Source organism: Streptomyces prunicolor NBRC 13075 (assembly GCF_000367365.1).
Lineage (GTDB): Bacteria > Actinomycetota > Actinomycetes > Streptomycetales > Streptomycetaceae > Streptomyces > Streptomyces prunicolor.
In genome coordinates this window covers 149095-166762 of record NZ_BARF01000085.1, presented here as the reverse complement: position 1 = coordinate 166762, position 17668 = coordinate 149095, and the positions used below count along the sequence as shown (strand labels likewise).

Here is a 17668-nt window from a genome sequence, read left to right as displayed (position 1 = left end):
ACCCGCTAGGGGACCGTGCGGGAGACGACGTAGACCATGGGGAGCTTGGGGTCGGACAGGTTCACCACGATGTCCTGGGTGGGGGCCGGGTCCTTCTGCTTGTTGACGACGCCCCACCAGGGGCCGGGGCGGGTGAACTTCCAGCCGGTGATCTTCTGGTCGCGGGCGCTGATGGTGATGTCGTTCTTCTTCAGCGTGTTCCGGTCGACGTCTATGCCGGCGAGGAAGGTGTCCAGGCCCGCGTCGCTGGTCTGGAACTGGACGTAGAGGCGGCTGGTCTTCCAGTTGTTGGTCTCGTAGAAGGCGACCTCTTCGGCCGGGTGCGGGACCGGAACCTGGTAGAGGCGCCGCTGCACCTTCGAGGGCCAGCCCACGGTGAGCCCGGTCGCAGAGTACTTGTCCTCTTTGTCCTTGCCGCTGTTGCGGCTCTGGTTGGCGGAGATCGCCAGATAGACAGCCGGTACGCCGATGAGCAGCACGATGATGAGCAGGGTGATCGCTCGGCGGCGGGCCTTGTGGCGGGGGTCCTCGGGTGGTCGGGGCGACTCGTCCCGGGGTACGGCCTGGCGGGGCAGCGATGCGGTCATGCCGTGTCCTGGCTGCCGCGCCGGAACTCCGCGAACCGCTCGTAGCGCTCGTACCGCTCGACCCGGCGGCGCTTGGCGCGCCGGAAGCGGCGGGCGACCAGCCGGGCGAGGTCGGCGGCGCCGACCATGCCGGCCTCGGGGCCGAGCTGGGCTCGCACTATGCGGGCCTCGGGGCGGTAGCCGCGGCCGGTGAGCTGCCGCTTGAACGCGTCCCGCGCGGGGCCGATCAGCAGGTCGTCGGCGGCCGAGACACCGCCGCCGATCACGAAGCAGGACGGGTCGAGGGCGGCGGCGAGGTTGGCGATGCCGACGCCGAGCCACTGGCCGATGTCCTGGAGCAGCTCGATGCACATCGCGTCGCCCTCGCGGGCCAGCTCGGTGATCATCGGCCCGGTGATCTCGCCGATGTTGCCCTTGACGTGCTCGATGATCCCGTACGCCACCGGGGAGTCCGCCGCGGCCAGCTCCCGCGCCTCCCTGACCAGGGCGTTGCCCGAGCTGTACTGCTCCCAGCAGCCGCGGTTGCCGCACGCGCAGCGGTGGCCGCCTGGCACGACCTGCATATGGCCGAACTCGCCGGCGACGCCCCACTTGCCGCGCTTGACCTGGCCGTCCTCCAGGATCGCGCCGCCGATGCCGGTGCCGAGCGTGATCATGACGAGGTGGTCCTCGCCGCGGCCGGCGCCGAAGCGCCACTCGGCCCAGGCGGCGGTGTTCGCGTCGTTGTCCACCAGGACCGGCACGGAGAGCCTGCTCGTGATGCGGTCCCTGAGGGGCTCGTTCCGCCACGACAGGTGGGGGGCGAACAGGACCCGGTTGCGCTCGGCGTCGACCCAGCCGGCCGCGCCGATGCCGACCGCGTGCACGTCGTGGCGGTCGGAGAGGTCCAGGACCAGTTCGACGATGGTGTCCTCGACGACCTTGGGGCTCTTGGACTTGTCCGGGGTCTCCGTGCGGAGCTTCTCCAGGATGTTGCCGTCGGCGTCCACGACGCCCGCCATGACCTTGGTGCCGCCGATGTCGATGCCGACGGTGGGCACGCGGGGGGCCGTGAGGTGCGACCTCCGCTCGCGGGTGCCGACCGTCCTCAGTGCGGGGGCACGCCGGGAGCCTATAGGGGCGCTGAAGTTGCCGTAGGTGCTCATCGGGCCCGATTCTGCCTCACCGTGACACTAGGTGCTGTGCGGGGGCTTGAAGGGGGGTGCGGATCGTTGTGCGGTGCGGGTGCATCGTGGCTGGTCGCGCAGTTCCCCGCGCCCCTAGCCTCGTTGCGCTCCACGGCGTAAATCGTCCAGCGCATTTCGACCAGGAAGAACAACCCAGCCCAGTTGTCCGGACATTATGACAAATATCGCGGACGGGGGTGCGCTCAGGGACGTACCAGAAGCTGGAACTCGAACGAATAGCGCGTCGGCCGATAGGTATGGCTGCCGAACTCCACCGCGCGCCCCGTGTCGTCGAACGTCGTGCGCTGCATGGTGAGGAGTGGGGCGCCCTCGATCTCGGCGAGGCGTTCGGCCTCCTCGGCGGTGGCTCCGCGCGCGCCGATGGACTGGCGGGCGCTGTGCAGGGTGATTCCGGCGGTGCGCATCATCCGGTACAGGCCGGTGACCTCCAGCTGTGCGCTGTCCAGGTTGAGGAGGCCGAGCGGCAGGTGGTTGCTCAGGTACGCCATCGGCTCACCGTGCGCGAGGCGCAACCGGTCGATGCGGTGTACGTCGCTGTCCTCGGCCACGCCGAGTGCCGCCGCCACCTCGGCGGACGCCGGGACGATGCTGTTGACGAGGACCTTCGTGGCGGGGCGCTGTCCGGCCGCCTCCAGGTCGTCGAAGAGGCTGCTGAGTTCGAGCGGGCGTTTGACCTGGCTGTGCACGACCTGGGTGCCGACGCCCCGGCGGCGCACCAGGAGGCCCTTGTCGACCAGTGACTGGATGGCCTGGCGGACCGTGGGCCGGGACAGGCCGAGCCGGGCCGCCAGTTCGATCTCGTTGCCCAGCAGGCTGCCGGGGGTGAGCGAGCCGTGTTCGATCGCGGCCTCCAGCTGTTGGGACAGCTGGAAGTACAACGGCACCGGGCTGCTCCGGTCCACGCTGAGCTCGAGCGGCACTGTCGGGTCCACATCTGGTTTCGGCACGGGGCCGAGCGTAGCTGTGTGAATGGTTGACGGGAAGTGATGTAGTTCGATTGTCCGGACATACGCATTGACAGCGTGCCTGGTCGGCCCTCAGTTTGTTCCCATGCGCATCGGAGTCATCGGTACGGGCCGCATCGGGACCATCCATGCCAGGACGCTCAGTCGTCATCGCGAGGTCGGTTCGCTGATCCTCACGGACGTGGACCCGGTTCGGGCCCAGGAGCTGGCGAACCGGCTGGGGGAAACGGCGGCACCGAGCACGGAGGAGATCTTCAAGTGGGGCGTGGACGCCGTCGTGATCACCACGGCGACCTCGGCGCACGCCGAATTAATCGGCAGGGCGGCGCGCTCCGGGCTCCCGGTGTTCTGCGAGAAGCCCATCGCCCTTGACCTGCCGGGCTCGTTGCAGGCGATCGCCGAGGTCGAGACGGCGGGAACGATCCTTCAGATGGGCTTCCAGCGCCGGTTCGACGCGGGCTACACGGGCGCCCGGGAAGCGGTGCGTTCGGGGCGGCTGGGACGGCTGCACACGGTCCGCGCGATGACCTCCGACCAGACGCCTCCCCCGGCCGCCTATCTGCCGATCTCCGGCGGGCTGTACCGCGACACCCTGATCCACGACTTCGACATGCTGCGCTGGGTGACCGGGCACGAGGTCGTCGACGTGTACGCGACCGGTTCGGACGCCGGGCCCGCGATGTTCCGCGAGGCCGGTGACATCGACACGGCCGCGGCGGTCCTCACGCTGGACGACGGCACGCTGGCCACGACGACGGCCGCGCGCCTGAACGGGGCGGGCTACGACGTCCGCATGGAGCTCGCCGGAGAGCTGGACCAGGTCGTCGTCGGCCTGGACGACCGCACGCCGATCGCGTCCACCGAGCCGAGCGGTCCACCGGCCGCGACCAAGCCGTGGACCGGCTTCCTGGAGCGCTTCGCGCCCGCCTACGAGGCCGAGTTGATCGCCTTCGTCGAGGTCGTCGTCGGCCAGCGCACCAACCCGTGCGACGGGCGCGAGGCCCTTCAGGCGCTGCGTATCGCCGAGGCCTGCGAAGTCTCCAGACGCGAACACAGACCGGTCCGCCTGGCGGAGATCGCGGGCGCCCTCCCCTACAGCTGAGCAGTTGTGTCGTAGACGGGATCCCTCCTCAGGCGTCAGGGCGCTTCAGGGGCGCTCAGGACGTACGGACCGGCAGCACCGTGCCCTGGCGGATGTACTGGATGGTCAGGTCGAACTCGGCGAACTCGGCGATGCGGTCACGAGGGCGAGCCCCCTCGGGTCTCCTTGGGCCTCCTACGGGTCCAGCCGTTCTACCAGCGCACCGGCAAGGCCCGCATCCCGCGCATCAGCATGCCCGGGAGCCAGTCGCCGGGCGGGCCGGCCAGGGTGAGGGCGGGGGCGCGCTCCAACAGGGTGCGTATCGCCGTGCGTGCTTCGAGGCGGGCCAAGGGGGCGCCGAGGCAGTAGTGGATGCCGTGGCCGAAGGCGAGGTGGCCGCGGGTGTCGCGGCGGATGTCGAAGCGGTCCGGAGCGGGAAAGCGGCCCGCGTCGTGGTCGGCGGCGTTCAGGCAGACCCTGACCGACTCGCCCTTCTCGATGAAGGTGCCGGCGACGTCCAGGGGCTCCGCGGCGAACCGGAACGTCGCGTTCTCCACCGGTCCCTCGTAGCGCAGCATCTCCTCGATCGCGCCGTCGAGCAGGGTCATGTCGGCGCGCAGGGCGGCGAGTTGGTCGGGGTGGGTGAGCAGAGCGTGGACGCCACTGGTGAGGAGGTTGACGGTCGTCTCGTGGCCGGCGATGAGCAGGATGAAGGCCATGCCCCGTAACTCCTGCGGGGAGAGTCGGTCGCCGTCCTTGGCGGTGGTGCGGATCAGGTCACTGAGGAGATCACCGCTGTGACCGGCGCAGCGCTTGTCCTCGATCAGATCGCGGAGGTACTGGGCGAGCCGCACGATCGCGTCGTACCCGCTGTCCGCACCGGTGGGTGCGACCGCCTCCATGGACAGCTCGCGGAATTCCGTGCGGTCCATCTCGGGCACGCCGAGCAGCTCGCAGATCACTGTGATCGGCAGCGGGTAGGAGAACGACTCGACCAGGTCGGCGCGGCCGGCCGGCAGCATCGCGTCGAGCAGGTCGTCGGTGATCTGCTGGACGCGCGGCCGCAGTTCCTCGACCCGGCGTGCGGTGAACGAGCGGCTGATCAGGCCGCGTAGCCGGGTGTGCTGCGGTGGGTCGGTGGACAGCAGATGTTTGCCGATCAGCTCCTCGTCGAGGAACGTCACCCCGATCCTGTTGCCGTCCTTGGCCAGCCGCGGGTCGGTGAGCGCCGAGCGTGCCTCCTCGTACCCCACGATCAGCCAGGTCTCGTGGCCCTGGTCCGACGCCGGCATCCGCACGCGGTGCACCGGGCCCCGCTCCCGCAGCATGGCGTACACCGGATACGGGTCCCGCCGGAACTCCTCGCCGAACTCCCCCAGATCGACCACTTCGGTCATGCCTGCCCCTCCCGGACGATCCCCGAGGTCTCCCAGTTCAGTGAGAACGCGCGGCGCCGACGGCTAGTGCCCACCCTCCCCGTCCTCTTCGAGCAGACCCGCGTCGTACGCCAACAAGGCGATCTGCACACGGTTGTTGAGGTCCAGCTTGGCCAGGATGCGGGAGACGTGGGTCTTGACGGTGGCCACGCTCATGAAGAGGCCGGTGGCGATCTCGGCGTTGGCGAGTCCCTGGCCGACGGCCACCGCGACCTCGCGTTCACGGTCCCCCAGGGCGGCGATGCGCTCACGCGCGCGTGCCCGACGGGTGTCGGTGGCGGTGCCCGCCGCGTGCTCCATCAACTGGCGGGTGACCGCGGGCGAGAGGACGGGATCACCGGCCGCGACCTTGCGTACGGCGTCGAGGATCTCGGCGGGCGGGGTGTCCTTGAGGACGAAGCCGGCTGCGCCCGCGCGGAGGGCCCGTAGCACCTGTTCGTCGGCGTGGAAGGTGGTGAGGACGACGATCTGGGGCGCGTCACCGCGGGCGCGCAACCGCTCCGTGGCGGTGAGTCCGTCCACCGACGGCATGCGGATGTCCATCAGGACGACGTCCGGGTGGACCCGGTCGACGAGCTCCTCGACCTCGCTGCCGTCGGCGGCCTCGCCGACGATCTCGATGTCGGCGGCGCCGCCCAACATGAAGGACAGCCCGGCCCGCACCAGCGGGTCGTCGTCGACGAGGAGCAGTCTGATCGCAGTCATGGGGCTACGTAACCACGGCGACGCGGCGGGTGGTGGCGTGGTCCTCGGTGCCGGGCGGGGCACCCGAGGAGTCGTACGCGCATCCTCGCTGCCCACGCCGAGGCGGGCGGCCGTGCCGTCGACACCGCGAGCGGGTTGATCCTCGGGGAGCGGCTCCGGGGCGGCGGGGCAGCAGCGCGATCGGTGCTCCACGAAAGCGCCCCGGACACCCGGCCCCGGCTGCTGTCCCGTGCCAACACCTCAGCGGAGTCAGCGAGTTGGCCAGAGTCCACGTGGGCGGCGCCGGAGCGGACAGAGCCGCGCGGCGCGCACTCCCTCACCACACTCCCTGAGCGACCTCCATCCCCCTTGCCCAGAACGGGAGTTACCCGTGGCGCCGAACGAGCCTCATCCCCACGGCAGCGAAGCCCGCACCCGGAACCCCCCGCCCGCCTCCGGCCCGTGCTCCAACCGTCCCCCCGCCAACGTCGCCCGCTCGGTCAGCCCGATCAACCCCTGGCCGGAACCGGGGACATGGGGCACCTCCCCCTCCGGGGGCGGGTTGCGTACGACGATCACCAGGCCCTCGCCCGGGGTGCCGGTGACCGTCACCGTGACCTCCGTACCGGGGGCGTGTTTGCGGGCGTTGGTGAGGGCCTCCTGGGCGATGCGGTAGGCGGTGCGGCCGACCGAGGCGGGGACGGTGGCGGGGTCGGTGACGCGGTTGGCGAGGGTGACCTTCATGCCGGCCTCGCGGGACTCGGTGACCAGCGCGTCCAGGGCGCCGAGCGTGGGCTGCGGGCGGCCCGTGTCGTCGGGCTCGCCCGCGCGCAGGACGCCGATGATCTCCCGCAGGTCCTGGAGGGCCTCGTGGGCGCTCTCGCGGATGACACCGGCCGCCCGCGCGACCTCCTCGCGGGGCGCGTCGGGCCGGAACTCCAGCGCGCCCGCGTGCACGCTCAGCAGGGTCAGCCGGTGCGCGAGCACGTCGTGCATCTCGCGGGCGATGGCCTCGCGGGCGAGCCGCTGGGCCTGCTCGGCCCGCAGTTCCGCCTCCGTCTCGGCCCGCCGGGCACGGTCGCGCAGGCTCAGCATGAGCTGCCGCTTGGAGCGGACGAACATGCCCCAGCCGATGACGGTGAGGGTGAGCAGCTCGGTGAACACGACCGCGGCGGCGTACGACAGATCGGGGTCCGGCCGCAGCCAGAAGAACAGCGGGGCCAGGACCAGTTGGGCACCCCCGACCCAGGCGACGTAGCGGAAGGGGCGGTGCACGGCGAGGGTGAAGACGGCGACCATGGCGGCGCCGCCCGCCGTGTTCGACACGAAGCCGACGGGGATCATCGCGACCGCGAGACCGACCGGCCAGCGGCGGCGCAGCCACACCGCGCCGCAGGCGAGGACCCCGAACAGCTGGTCCACGACGGCGAGGGAGTGCGGGGTAGCGGTGTCGCCGTCGAGGGACTGCGCGGCCGCGAGCCCGATGGCCACGGCCAGCAGGAAGCAGCAGACGTCGACGACCCAGTCGCGTGCGGTACGGCGGGGCCGTCCGCGCCGTTCGACGTCGGGGTCGAGTTCGTCGGCCACGGCGGACGGCAGCAGCCATCGGCGCCCCGCGAACACCTGCGGCACCTTCGCGGTCCTGTCTCCGGTCACGGTCGACAAATCTATGTGGCGCCGGGCCCGGTCACCCACCCCGTGCGGGGGAACGGCGACCAAAGTCGCGCGATCACAGACTTTCGGCGGACACGCCTCGCCCCGCACCCTTCGGACGGGCGGTTCAGGGACAAGGCCCCCTGCCCGTGCGCAGACCGTGTGGAGACGGCGCGCGCCAGGTTAACTCCCTGAAAACTCATCGGACTTGGCGGGAAAATCTCCGCTGTTGTCATTGACATGCCACTATCTACGCGCGTCATCATGAGGGCATGAGATTCCCCCCACGGATCACCGGCATCGGCGCGGCAGCCGCCGTCCTGTCCACTCTCCTCATCGGCGGCACCGTCGCCACCGCGACTCCGGCCGCCGCCGCGGTCGGCAGCATCTGTTACAGCGCCCTGCCTTCCCAGGCGTACGACACGCTCGACCTGATCGCCACGAACGGCCCCTTCCCCTACTCGCAGGACGGCGTCGTCTTCCGCAACCAGGAAGGCGTCCTCCCCAGCCAGGCGTCCGGGTACTACCACGAGTACACGGTCAAGACTCCTGGCTCGTCCACGCGAGGAGCGCGCCGCATCGTCACCGGCGAGGAGACCCAGGAGGACTACTACACCGCGGACCACTACGTCACCTTCAACCTGATCAACTTCGGCTGCTGAGCCGATCGTTCAGGTTCGGCGCCTGAAGGAACGACGTGCCCGGGCGTAGGTCCGGCCCGTAACCACCCGGGCGTCCGGCCCCCACCGGCTGCACCATCGCTCACCCCTCGCCCCGCGGCTCCCCCCACGTTCATGGGTCGCGGGGCGAGGCACGTCCCGCCGCCCGGGGACTCTCAGGTCTGCCGCTCGGGTGCGTACGCCTCGGCGTCCAGGCCGAAGGTCCAGGCCACCCCCGCTCGGGCCGTGCGCGTCGACGGGGGGACCCGTAGCCAGTACGTGCGGTGGGTGCCGTCGGGTTCCGGGGTGGAGTTGAGGACCTCCACCATGACCACGGGCTCGTCGGCGGCCAGGTCGATCCGCCACAGGGTGCCCGTCTCGTCCCGGTGCAGGGGGCGGGCGCCCGAATCGGTGAGGTACCGGTCGTAGCCGTAGTACTCCAGCATCACGCGGCGCAGCTCGGCGTTCTCCTCGGCGCGGATGCGTTCCGGGGTCAAGGTGGGCAGTTCGGCCAGGAAGGCGGCCGGAACCGGCATGCCGCGCCAGGCGTGCAGGGCGAAGCCGTCCGGGTAGGCGAGCGCCGGGCCGTCCCCGTGGTCCAGTCGTCCGGCCTCGTCGCGGTGGAGGGCCGAGGGGCGCTCCGACAGCACGGCGACCCGCGCGAACGGCCACCACCAGCCGGCGCCGCGGCACACCGCGGACAGCGCGTCGATCGGGCCGTCGTCGGCGGGGAACGCCGCGAGCCACGGCGCGTCGTGCTGCCCGAGCACGGCGTCCAGCAGGATCAGCCGGACCTCCGCGGCCTCCTTTCCGGTGTCGCCTCCGGCCAGTTCCTCGATCACGCCGGTACGGATCCGGTCCACCAGGGCCTGCGTCGACGGCCACAGCCGTCCGCCGGTCGCCGCCCAGTGCGCCGACCACCCCGCGGGCCCCAACTCGGCGTGCAGCCGCCGTCTCGCCGCCGCCCACGGCGCACTGCGCACCGCGTCCCGGACGCTCGGGCCCCGGTCCGCCTGCTCCCGGAGGAGAGCGACCGCCGCGCGGGGCGAACCCACCCACACCACGCGCTCCGGTTCCGCGAGTCCCGCCAGCCGGTAGGCCCGCCGGACGCCCTCCTCGGCGCGCGCCCGGTCCGCAGGGCCCGTCGCCGAGGCCCACGCCCGCCACTCCGCGAGGTCACCGGAGGACCCGGTCACCACGCTCCCCGCCGCCAAGTCCGGTGTGCCGCCCGGCTTCAGGTCCGTCATCCTGTCCACCCCTGTGTCCGTCCCGCTCACGTGCACTTCCTCCGCGCCCCGCCCAGTTCTGTCGTGCTGCCGGTGCGTCCCGGTCGCTCAGTCGGCCACGATCCGTACGGACCCGGGCACGTACTCCCGCTGTCTGACGACCCGGAACCACCCTTTGGGCAGCACGATCACCGCGTGCTCCTCGTGCACCACCCGCCCGCCCTGGGGCAGATGGAGCAGCAACGGCCCGTACGGACCCGGCTCGCGCACCAACTCCCCCGGCCCGACGACCGCGTGGGCGTGCCCCGTCACCTCTCCCAGCGCCAGCACGAGCCGCCCGCGTCCGTCGCGCCGCTCGCTCGGGGCGTGTGCCGCGTGAGCGGGCACCGCGTCCTGCGCGACCGGCACGATCAGCACGTCTCCCTGTCGGTACATGGCTGTCCCCTCACCGCCGGGTGCGCCGCGCACCGGCTTCATGACCACGACGTTAGGGGCCACCACTGACAACGCCCCCTGGCCCGCCCCGCCGACGGGCACTGTCAGTGGCGGTTGGTAGAAATGCGGCACCACAGACCACGCACACTTCCTTCTCAGGAGCGGCCGCATGACCATCGGTGAGCACCTCGACGCGCTGCACGGGCTGCCCGCGTTCACCTTTCCCGGGCCGGGCGCCCCGACCGACCGGCTGCCCGAGCCGGACTCGGTCGCCTGGCGCCTGAACAGCGGCGTGTACGGCGCCGACGAGGCGTGGGCCGACACGTTCGCCCGCTTCCGCGCCGCCGTCGACACGAACCGGGTCCGGGCGCTGATCATCGGCGCCTGGGGAGATGCCTACGACAGGGCGCCCACCGAGATCTTCGAGGCGCTGGTGGAGGCCCGGGACGCCTTCCCCGCACTGCGCGCACTGTTCGTCGGCGACCTGGTGATGGAGGAGTGCGAGATCTCCTGGATCCACCAGACCGATGTCGCACCGCTGCTCAACGCCTACCCGGCGCTGGAGGAGTTCGGTGTGCGCGGCGGCACCGGCCTGGAGTTCACCGCGCTGCGGCACGGTGCGCTGCGCCGGCTGGTGGCGGAGACGGGCGGGCTGCCCGTCGGGGTGGTGCGCGGGATCGGCGCCAGTGACCTGCCCGCCCTGGAGCACCTGGACCTGTGGCTGGGCACGCCGGACTACGGCGGTGACAGCGAGGCCGCCGACCTGGAGCCGATCCTGTCCGGTGCGCGGCTGCCGCGCCTGCGTCAGCTGGCCCTGCGCAACAGCGAGATGCAGGACGCGGTGGCCGCCGCGGTCGCCGCCGCCCCGGTGGTGGAACGCCTGGAGGTGCTGGACCTGTCGATGGGCGTGCTGACCGACGAGGGCGCCGTAGCGCTGCTGAGCGGGCAGCCGCTGACGCATCTCAAGAAGCTGGACCTGCACCACAACTACCTCAGCGAGGCCGTCGCGGAGCGGATACGGCAGACGTTGGTGGCGGCGGGTGTGGAGGTCGACCTGGACCGTGACGACGCCGACGAGGACACGGAGGACGACGGCACGGTCTGGCGCTACGTCGCCGTCGGGGAGTGACCGCGTCCGCAGCGGTTCGGCCGGCCGGCACCGCGTCGTCCGCCCGCACCGGCCCCCGGTTCGCGGTGGTCGGCAACCCTGAGAACCGCAGGGTGTCCCTCTTCACGGAGGCCGTGCGCGCGGCCGGGCTGCCCGCACCCCGCGTCGTCGCCTGGGCGGACGTCCTGCGCGCGCGGGGAGCGGACTTCGCCGCCGACGAGTTCGTGCGGGTCGACTCCCCCGGTGAGAACCCCGAGGTCGACCGGCTGCTGCGGGACGCCACGGACCCCACCCGGGTCGAGGGCTCGGCCCGCTGGTACACGCGGTTCACGGCCGCGCTGCGCACGCTGCGCGGCGGCATCCCCCTCGCCGACCCGGACGACCTGGCGGCGCTGTTCGACAAACGGGCGTGTCACGCCGTACTGGACTCGGCCGGTGTGCCCGTCCCGGACTCGCCCACGTCGGGTCCGCACGGCGCGCGCGTGCACGGCTGGGACGACGTACGGGCGCTGATGCGCGAACACCGGATGCCCCGGCTGTTCGTCAAGCCCGCCCACGGGTCCTCGGCCTCGGGCGTCCTCGCGGTCGAGACGGCCGGCGGCGGCCGGATCAGGGCGACCACGTCCGTCGAGACCGGTCCGGACGGCGCACTGCACAACTCCCTTCGGGTGCGGCGGTATCACGACGAGCGGGACGTCGCCCGCATCGTGGACGCGCTGGCCCCGGACGGGCTGCATCTCGAACGCTGGGTACCGAAGGCATCCCAGGCGGGCCGGGCCGCGGACCTCCGGGTGGTCGTCGTGGCCGGCCGGGCCACCCACGCGGTGGTGCGCACCAGTCGCGGGCCGCTGACCAATCTGCATCTGGGCGGCAGCCGCGGCGACCTCGACGGCGTCCGGCGGGCCGTCACCGCCGCGGGCGCCCGGTGGTCCGACGTCCTGGACGTGTGCGAGCGCGCCGCGTCCTGCTTCCCGCGCACCCTGTGCGTCGGGGTCGACCTGCTGCCGGCCGTGGACTGGCGCCGCAGCTTCGTCGGCGAGGTCAACGCCTTCGGCGACCTGCTGCCCCGGCTCACCGGACTGCCCGGCAGCGGCGCCGAGGGTCTGGACACCTACGGCGCGCAGGTGGCGGCCGTCCTGCGCGCACCGGCCGGCAGCGGCCCGCGGCACCCGTACAGAACAGGAACAGCCCATGCCTGAGCCCGACATGAACGCGATCGTCGGCGACCACGACATCCTGCTGGTCACCCTCGACACGCTGCGGCACGACGTGGCCGTCGAGTTGGCGGCCACGGGGCGCATCCCGCAGCTCGCCCGCCAACTGCCCGGCGGACGCTGGGAGAAGAGGCACGCCCCGGGCAGTTTCACCTACGCCTCGCACCAGGCGATCTTCGCCGGGTTCCTGCCCACTCCGGCCCAACCCGGCCCGCATCCACGGCTGTTCGCGGCGAGCTTCGCCGGCAGCGAGACCACCGCCGAGGGCACCTTCGTCTACGACACCCCCGACCTGGTGTCCGGACTGGCGGCGGCCGGCTACCGCACCGTCTGCGTCGGGGGCGTGGGCTTCTTCAACCGGCGCGGTCCGCTGGGCTCCGTACTGCCCGGCCTGTTCCAAGAAGCGCACTGGGAGGAGGAGTTCGGCGTCACCTCGCCGCACTCCTTCGAGAACCAGATCGACCGCGTGGAACAGGTGGTGGACCAACTGCCCGCCGAACAGCGCCTGTTCCTCTTCGTGAACGTGTCGGCACTGCACCAGCCCAACTGGTTCCACCTGCCGGGCGCGACCCGCGAGGCGGGAGACACCCGGGAGACGCACGCCGCCGCGCTGGAGTACGTCGACCGGCACATCGGGCGGCTGTTCGCCGCGGTGAGCTCCCGGCGCCCCTGCTTCGTCATCGTCTGCTCCGACCACGGCACCGCCTACGGCGACGACGGCTACACCGGCCACCGTCTGGGCCACGAGTCCGTGTGGACCGTGCCGTACGCCCACTTCCTCCTCGACCCCGCCGAGGCCGTCCGATGACCACCGTCCAGCAGACCAGTCCCTATCAGCACTACGTGTACGCGTATCCGCACAAGACGGCGTACCGCCGCCTCCAAGACCGGCCCGCGCTGCGGGAGTTGTGGGCGGCGCAGGACCGAAGCGCCCTCTCGCTGTATGTGCACATACCGTTCTGCGAGGTCCGGTGCGGCTTCTGCAACCTCTTCACCCGCATCGGTGCCCCGGACGGCCTGACCGGCGCCTATCTGGACGCCCTGGAACGTCAGGCGGACGCCGTCCGGGCGGCACTCGGCGACGCGGAGCCGGTGCGGTTCGCCACCGCGGCGTTCGGCGGCGGCACCCCGACCTTCCTCACCGCGTCCGAGCTGGAGCGCCTGTGCGACCTCGCCGAGCGGCGCATGGGCGCCGACCTGCGCGCGGTCCCGCTCTCCGTGGAGGCCTCGCCCGCCACGGCCACCGCGGACCGGCTCGCCGTCCTCGCGGAGCGCGGCGCGACCCGCCTCAGCCTGGGCGTCCAGAGCTTCGTCGACTCCGAGGCCAGGGCCGCCGTACGCCCGCAGCGCCGTGCCGACGTGGAGGCCGCGCTCGGCCGGATCCGGGACACCACCATCCCGGCGCTCAACATCGACCTCATCTACGGCATCGACGGCCAGACCGAGCGGACCTGGCTCGCCTCGCTGGACGCGGCCCTGGCCTGGCGGCCCGAGGAGCTGTACCTGTACCCGCTCTACGTCCGCCCGTTGACCGGCCTCGGCCGGCACCAGGGGGACGCCGGAACCGACCCGGAGTGGGACGCGCAGCGGCTGTGCCTGTACCGCGCGGGACGTGACCACCTCCTCGCTCGCGGCTACGTCCAGCAGTCGATGCGGATGTTCCGCCGGGCCGACGCCCCGCCCCAGGGCGCCGACGACTACGCCTGCCAGACGGACGGCATGATCGGGCTCGGCTGCGGAGCCCGCTCGTACACGTCGACGCTGCACTACTCCTTCGACTACGCGGTCGGCATGCAGAAGATCCGCGGCATCATCGACGACTACGTCACGACGACCGACTTCGCGCACGCGGAGGTCGGCTACGACGTTGACGGACACGAGGCACGTCGCCGTCATCTCCTCCAGTCCCTCCTCCAGGCCGAGGGGCTGTCCGTCGCCGACTACCGCGCCCGCTTCGGGAGTTCACCCGACGACGACTTCGGGACAGAGCTCGACCGGCTGGCCGGGCGCGGCTGGCTGACCGACGCGGCGGGCGAGTCGCTCGTGCTGACCCCGGAGGGCCTGGCCCATTCCGACGCCGTGGGCCCGGAGTTGTTCTCCCCCGAGGTGCGGTCCGCGATGGCCGCCTACGAACGGAAGTGACGGACCGTCATGGATCTCACCGTCCTGTACCGGGGGCCGCTCGCGTCCTGCGACTACGACTGCCCCTACTGCCCGTTCGCCAAGCGCCGCGACTCGACCGCCCAACTCCGCGCGGACCGGGCGGCGTTGGAGCGCTTCGCGCGGTGGGCGACGGACAGCGAGGACGACCTGTCGCTCCTGTTCACACCGTGGGGCGAGGGGTTGGTCCGCTCCTGGTACCGGCGCACCCTCACCGAGCTGTCCCGGCTGCCGCACGTGCGCCGGGTCGCCATCCAGACCAACCTGAGCTGCCGGACGGGCTGGCTCGCCGAGGCCGACCTGGACACGCTCGCCCTGTGGTGCACGTACCACCCGGGCCAGACCCCGTACGACCGTTTCCTCGCCAAGTGCCGTGAACTGGCCGACCGCGGGGTGCGCTTCAGTGTCGGCGTGGTGGGCCTGCCCGCCCATCTGGCGGCGGCCCGCCGACTCCGCGACGACCTGCCCCCGCACGTCTACCTCTGGATCAACGCCGCCGAGGGACACACCTACGACGACGCCGAGGCCAACGACTGGACCGCGCTCGACCCCCTGTTCCCGTACAGCCGGCACCCGCACCGCAGCGCCGGACTTCCGTGCCGTACCGGCGAGTCCGTGATCTCGGTCGACGGCGCGGGCACGGTCCGCCGCTGCCACTTCGTCCGCGACGAGCTGGGGAACCTGTACGACGGCTCCTACCGGGCGGCGTTGCGACCGCGCGCGTGTCCGCTGGCCGTCTGCGACTGCCACATCGGCTACGTCCACCTGGAGTCCCTGCCCTTGTACGACGTCTTCGCGGGCGGTGTCCTGGAGCGGGTCCCGTCCGCCCTCCCCGGGCCGGGCACCGCACGCGCCCTGCCACTCACAGCGCGTCGGTGAGCGTCGTAATGTCAAGATCGTGTCCTCAGTGATGCCATCCCTTCTCAGGCGTGTCTCAGGAGTGTCATCGGCTGAGGGATCGCCACAGGGGCCCCGTGATGGAGGGAGAACGACCGCGGGCCAGCCGCGGATCGGCCATCACGGGGAGAACGAGACACATGAAGTTCAAGCGATTCGGGACCATCGCCGCGACGGCGCTCACCGGCACTCTGCTCCTGACCGCCTGCAACGGCGCGGACGGTGCGGCCGACGCCACCGTGTCGCATCCGGCGGCGGGGGCGACGCAGGCGGCGGGGGCCATCGGCCGCTACTCCGAGAACGCGCCGGGGGCGCGGTACTTCACCTCGATCCTGACCGGTGACAACGAGGTGCCCGTCAAGGGCAAGCCGGCGGTGGGTGACAAGGACGGCAGCGCGGTGGCCCTCATGCGGGTCCAGGGCGACGAGGTGTCCTTCGCGTTCGCGTGGACCGGTATCGGTACCCCGACCATGGCCCATCTCCACCAGGGTGCGCGGGGCACCAACGGTGACGTGAAGATCCCGTTCTTCATGGAGAAGCTCAAGGGCGGCACGCCGTTCGTGTTCGGCACGGTGAAGGTCAAGGACGCGGACCTGCTGCGGAGCATCAAGGCGCATCCCGACCAGTTCTACTTCAACCTGCACACCGCCGAGTTCCCGGGCGGCGCGGTCCGCGGACAGGCCGTCGCGCTGCCGGGCGCCGTCTCGCTGCCCGCCGCCATCCGGCACTCGTCCCTGGCCGGCGTCGTCAAGGGGGCCCAGATCTACGCCTGCACCAAGCAGGACGACGGCTCCTACGCCTTCACCCAGGACAACGTCGACGCCACCCTCCAGGGCGGCATCCAGCACAGCTTCGCCCAGCACGGCCCCGCCGGCCCGCCGCAGTGGATCGCTCCCGACGGCTCCTCGGTGACCGGCACCGTCCTCAACAAGTTCGACAACGGCAAGGGCAACATCCCCCAACTCCTGCTCCGCGCGCGGCAGACCGGCAAGAGTGAAGGACTCCTGTCCAGGACCACATCGGTGCTCCGACTCAACACCGCCGGCGGCGTCGCCCCGGCCGGCACCTGCGACCCGGCCGAGCAGCCCACCGCCCGCGTCCCCTACACGGCCGACTACCTGTTCCTCGCCACCAAGTAGCACCGACGTACGGCACCGACCGAACCGACGGAGCCGTACACAGCCAGGCGATGCGAGTCCCGCGCGGACTCGCATCGCCGTGTGTTCCCGCTCAGGAGAGGTCGATCTTCACGGATGCCCCGGGCTTGAGGGAGATCTTCCTGCGCACCTTCCCGGCGCGGAGCTCGGTCTCCGTCCCCCCGACGCTCCGGCCACCGAAGGCGGCGAGGCCGCCACCGGCGACACCGGTCCGGGCTATTTGTCGGATGACTGGCCGATACCGTTGAGTCTTCCGGGAGTCACCGTGCTGCCCCGCGCCCCCATGCCGTCCCCACAAGTACGAGCACACCGCCTGCCAGCCCGAACGCCCCGAGCCGCTCCCCGCCGAGCGCGATACCGGCCGCGGCGGCCCACAGGGGCTCGGTGCCGAGCAGCAGGCTGACCCGGGAGGGCGAGGTCCGGCGTACGGCCCACATCTGCACGAAGAAGGCGAACAGGGTGCAGAACGCGGACAGGAACAGCAGCCCGGCCCATTCGCGTGGCCCGAAGTCGGCGGCCGTGGCCCACGGGGTGGTGTCGGCGCCGGTCGACAGGATCGCGAACACCGCGACGGCGGTGGCGAGTTGGACGGTGGTCAGGGGCAGTGCGTCGGCGTCCTGGACCGACTTGGTGCGGGACATGGCCAGGACGTGCAGGGTGCGGGCGAGGGCGGCGAGCAGCATGAGGAGGTCGCCGAGGGAGGGGCGGGAGAAACCCGCGCCCTGGGTCAGCAGCAGGACGCCGAGCACGGAGAGGGCTGCCGCGCCGAGGAAGGCCCGGGGTGGCCGGGTGCGGGTCACGGCGGCCTCGGCGAGCGGCGTGAAGATCATGGTGAGGCTGATGATGAGGCCCGCGTTGGTCGCCGAGGTGTGGACGACGCCGTAGGTCTCCAGGAGGAAGATCCCGGCGAGGATCAGCCCGAGCAGGGCCGCGCCGCGCCACTGGGCGGCCGTCAGGGCGCGCAGCGCGCGGTGGCCCACGACCGCGAGGACGGGCAGGACGAGGGCGAAGCGCAGGACCAGGACGGCGAGGACCGTGCGGGCCGTGGTGATGTCCTTGGCGGCGAGATAACTGGCGCCCCAGACCACCGCGACCAGCAGGACGGGCAGGTCGGTGAGCCAGGCGCGGCGGGGCAGGGCGGTGCACGGTACGGCGATCGAGGACATGGGGGCGGCTCTCCCGGTCTCCGGTGAAGGGGTGGAGACCTCGGTGGCTGCCA

General features: G+C 71.8%; 17 protein-coding genes. 8 read left to right on the top strand and 9 right to left on the bottom strand.

All coding sequences use genetic code 11. From position 1 onward, the window contains the following. Positions 1-5: 5 nt before the first annotated feature. The 3 genes from SPR02S_RS36645 to SPR02S_RS36635 all read right to left on the bottom strand — a co-directional run bounded on the left by SPR02S_RS36645 (position 6) and on the right by SPR02S_RS36635 (position 2694). Positions 6-587: a hypothetical protein gene (locus SPR02S_RS36645; protein WP_019061994.1), complete on the bottom strand. Its 582-nt coding sequence runs from the start codon at positions 585-587 to the stop codon at positions 6-8. Beyond that, on the bottom strand, positions 584-1732 hold the full coding sequence (locus SPR02S_RS36640) for an ROK family glucokinase (protein WP_026151184.1): 1149 nt from the start codon (positions 1730-1732) through the stop codon (positions 584-586). Before SPR02S_RS36640 ends, SPR02S_RS36645 begins: the two co-directional genes overlap by 4 nt. Positions 1733-1956: 224 nt before the next feature. After that, on the bottom strand, positions 1957-2694 hold the full coding sequence (locus tag SPR02S_RS36635) for a GntR family transcriptional regulator (protein ID WP_174447584.1): 738 nt from the start codon (positions 2692-2694) through the stop codon (positions 1957-1959). Between the two features lie 130 nt (positions 2695-2824). On the opposite strand from SPR02S_RS36635, the gene SPR02S_RS36630 reads away from it, so the two are divergent. Next, positions 2825-3841 carry a Gfo/Idh/MocA family protein gene (locus SPR02S_RS36630; protein ID WP_019061991.1) on the top strand — a complete coding sequence of 339 codons (1017 nt, stop codon included), beginning with the start codon at positions 2825-2827 and terminating at the stop codon, positions 3839-3841. 191 nt (positions 3842-4032) lie between these two features. Here the strand turns inward: SPR02S_RS36630 and SPR02S_RS36625 are convergent, their stop codons facing one another. The 3 genes from SPR02S_RS36625 to SPR02S_RS36615 all read right to left on the bottom strand — a co-directional run bounded on the left by SPR02S_RS36625 (position 4033) and on the right by SPR02S_RS36615 (position 7596). Continuing rightward, positions 4033-5217 carry a cytochrome P450 family protein gene (locus SPR02S_RS36625; RefSeq protein ID WP_019061990.1) on the bottom strand — a complete coding sequence of 395 codons (1185 nt, stop codon included), beginning with the start codon at positions 5215-5217 and terminating at the stop codon, positions 4033-4035. A gap of 63 nt (positions 5218-5280) precedes the next feature. Continuing rightward, positions 5281-5961 carry a response regulator transcription factor gene (locus SPR02S_RS36620; protein ID WP_019061989.1) on the bottom strand — a complete coding sequence of 227 codons (681 nt, stop codon included), beginning with the start codon at positions 5959-5961 and terminating at the stop codon, positions 5281-5283. A 387-nt stretch (positions 5962-6348) separates the two neighbouring features. Then, positions 6349-7596 carry a sensor histidine kinase gene (locus SPR02S_RS36615; RefSeq protein WP_043258743.1) on the bottom strand — a complete coding sequence of 416 codons (1248 nt, stop codon included), beginning with the start codon at positions 7594-7596 and terminating at the stop codon, positions 6349-6351. Positions 7597-7865: 269 nt separating this feature from the next. Here SPR02S_RS36615 and SPR02S_RS36610 point away from each other — a divergent pair, with 269 nt between their 5' ends. Beyond that, complete coding sequence (locus SPR02S_RS36610) at positions 7866-8255, top strand: ribonuclease domain-containing protein (protein WP_019061987.1); 390 nt, start codon at positions 7866-7868, stop codon at positions 8253-8255. 173 nt (positions 8256-8428) lie between these two features. Here the strand turns inward: SPR02S_RS36610 and SPR02S_RS36605 are convergent, their stop codons facing one another. Both SPR02S_RS36605 and SPR02S_RS36600 read right to left on the bottom strand, forming a co-directional pair. Next, on the bottom strand, positions 8429-9499 hold the full coding sequence (locus tag SPR02S_RS36605; protein ID WP_043258742.1) for a DUF6745 domain-containing protein: 1071 nt from the start codon (positions 9497-9499) through the stop codon (positions 8429-8431). An 87-nt stretch (positions 9500-9586) separates the two neighbouring features. Beyond that, positions 9587-9913, bottom strand: coding sequence for a DUF8820 family protein (locus SPR02S_RS36600; protein ID WP_026151182.1), 327 nt, complete (start codon positions 9911-9913; stop codon positions 9587-9589). A 169-nt stretch (positions 9914-10082) separates the two neighbouring features. On the opposite strand from SPR02S_RS36600, the gene SPR02S_RS36595 reads away from it, so the two are divergent. The 6 genes from SPR02S_RS36595 (at position 10083) to SPR02S_RS36570 (ending at position 16431) form a co-directional block, all read left to right on the top strand. Beyond that, positions 10083-11042, top strand: a complete 960-nt coding sequence (locus SPR02S_RS36595) for an STM4015 family protein (protein ID WP_019061984.1) — start codon at positions 10083-10085, stop codon at positions 11040-11042. Further along, complete coding sequence (locus tag SPR02S_RS36590) at positions 11039-12220, top strand: STM4014 family protein (protein WP_019061983.1); 1182 nt, start codon at positions 11039-11041, stop codon at positions 12218-12220. The genes SPR02S_RS36595 and SPR02S_RS36590 overlap by 4 nt, the downstream gene beginning before the upstream one ends. A 7-nt stretch (positions 12221-12227) precedes the next feature. Next, positions 12228-13043, top strand: a complete 816-nt coding sequence (locus SPR02S_RS36585) for an STM4013/SEN3800 family hydrolase (RefSeq protein WP_169389443.1) — start codon at positions 12228-12230, stop codon at positions 13041-13043. Next, on the top strand, positions 13040-14377 hold the full coding sequence (locus tag SPR02S_RS36580; protein ID WP_019061981.1) for an STM4012 family radical SAM protein: 1338 nt from the start codon (positions 13040-13042) through the stop codon (positions 14375-14377). The genes SPR02S_RS36585 and SPR02S_RS36580 overlap by 4 nt, the downstream gene beginning before the upstream one ends. Positions 14378-14386: 9 nt before the next feature. Continuing rightward, a complete protein-coding gene (locus SPR02S_RS36575) occupies positions 14387-15274 on the top strand; it encodes an STM4011 family radical SAM protein (RefSeq protein WP_019061980.1) in 888 nt (295 codons plus the stop codon). A 158-nt stretch (positions 15275-15432) separates the two neighbouring features. Then, positions 15433-16431, top strand: coding sequence for a CHRD domain-containing protein (locus SPR02S_RS36570; RefSeq protein WP_019061979.1), 999 nt, complete (start codon positions 15433-15435; stop codon positions 16429-16431). A 278-nt stretch (positions 16432-16709) separates the two neighbouring features. Here the strand turns inward: SPR02S_RS36570 and SPR02S_RS36565 are convergent, their stop codons facing one another. After that, entirely contained in the window at positions 16710-17615 is a 906-nt protein-coding gene (locus tag SPR02S_RS36565; protein ID WP_019061978.1) for a DMT family transporter, read from the bottom strand. Between the last annotated feature and the right edge of the window lie 53 nt (positions 17616-17668).

Bases quoted from the DNA above. Each gene is read 5' to 3' on its own strand.
- SPR02S_RS36645 (WP_019061994.1), bottom strand. From the start codon at position 587: ATGACCGCATCGCTGCCCCGCCAGGCCGTACCCCGGGACGAGTCGCCC.
- SPR02S_RS36640 (WP_026151184.1), bottom strand. From the start codon at position 1,732: ATGAGCACCTACGGCAACTTCAGCGCCCCTATAGGCTCCCGGCGTGCC.
- SPR02S_RS36630 (WP_019061991.1), top strand. From the start codon at position 2,825: ATGCGCATCGGAGTCATCGGTACGGGCCGCATCGGGACCATCCATGCC.
- SPR02S_RS36625 (WP_019061990.1), bottom strand. From the start codon at position 5,217: ATGACCGAAGTGGTCGATCTGGGGGAGTTCGGCGAGGAGTTCCGGCGG.
- SPR02S_RS36620 (WP_019061989.1), bottom strand. From the start codon at position 5,961: ATGACTGCGATCAGACTGCTCCTCGTCGACGACGACCCGCTGGTGCGG.
- SPR02S_RS36610 (WP_019061987.1), top strand. From the start codon at position 7,866: ATGAGATTCCCCCCACGGATCACCGGCATCGGCGCGGCAGCCGCCGTC.
- SPR02S_RS36605 (WP_043258742.1), bottom strand. From the start codon at position 9,499: ATGACGGACCTGAAGCCGGGCGGCACACCGGACTTGGCGGCGGGGAGC.
- SPR02S_RS36600 (WP_026151182.1), bottom strand. From the start codon at position 9,913: ATGTACCGACAGGGAGACGTGCTGATCGTGCCGGTCGCGCAGGACGCG.
- SPR02S_RS36595 (WP_019061984.1), top strand. From the start codon at position 10,083: ATGACCATCGGTGAGCACCTCGACGCGCTGCACGGGCTGCCCGCGTTC.
- SPR02S_RS36585 (WP_169389443.1), top strand. From the start codon at position 12,228: ATGAACGCGATCGTCGGCGACCACGACATCCTGCTGGTCACCCTCGAC.
- SPR02S_RS36580 (WP_019061981.1), top strand. From the start codon at position 13,040: ATGACCACCGTCCAGCAGACCAGTCCCTATCAGCACTACGTGTACGCG.
- SPR02S_RS36575 (WP_019061980.1), top strand. From the start codon at position 14,387: ATGGATCTCACCGTCCTGTACCGGGGGCCGCTCGCGTCCTGCGACTAC.
- SPR02S_RS36570 (WP_019061979.1), top strand. From the start codon at position 15,433: ATGAAGTTCAAGCGATTCGGGACCATCGCCGCGACGGCGCTCACCGGC.
- SPR02S_RS36565 (WP_019061978.1), bottom strand. From the start codon at position 17,615: ATGTCCTCGATCGCCGTACCGTGCACCGCCCTGCCCCGCCGCGCCTGG.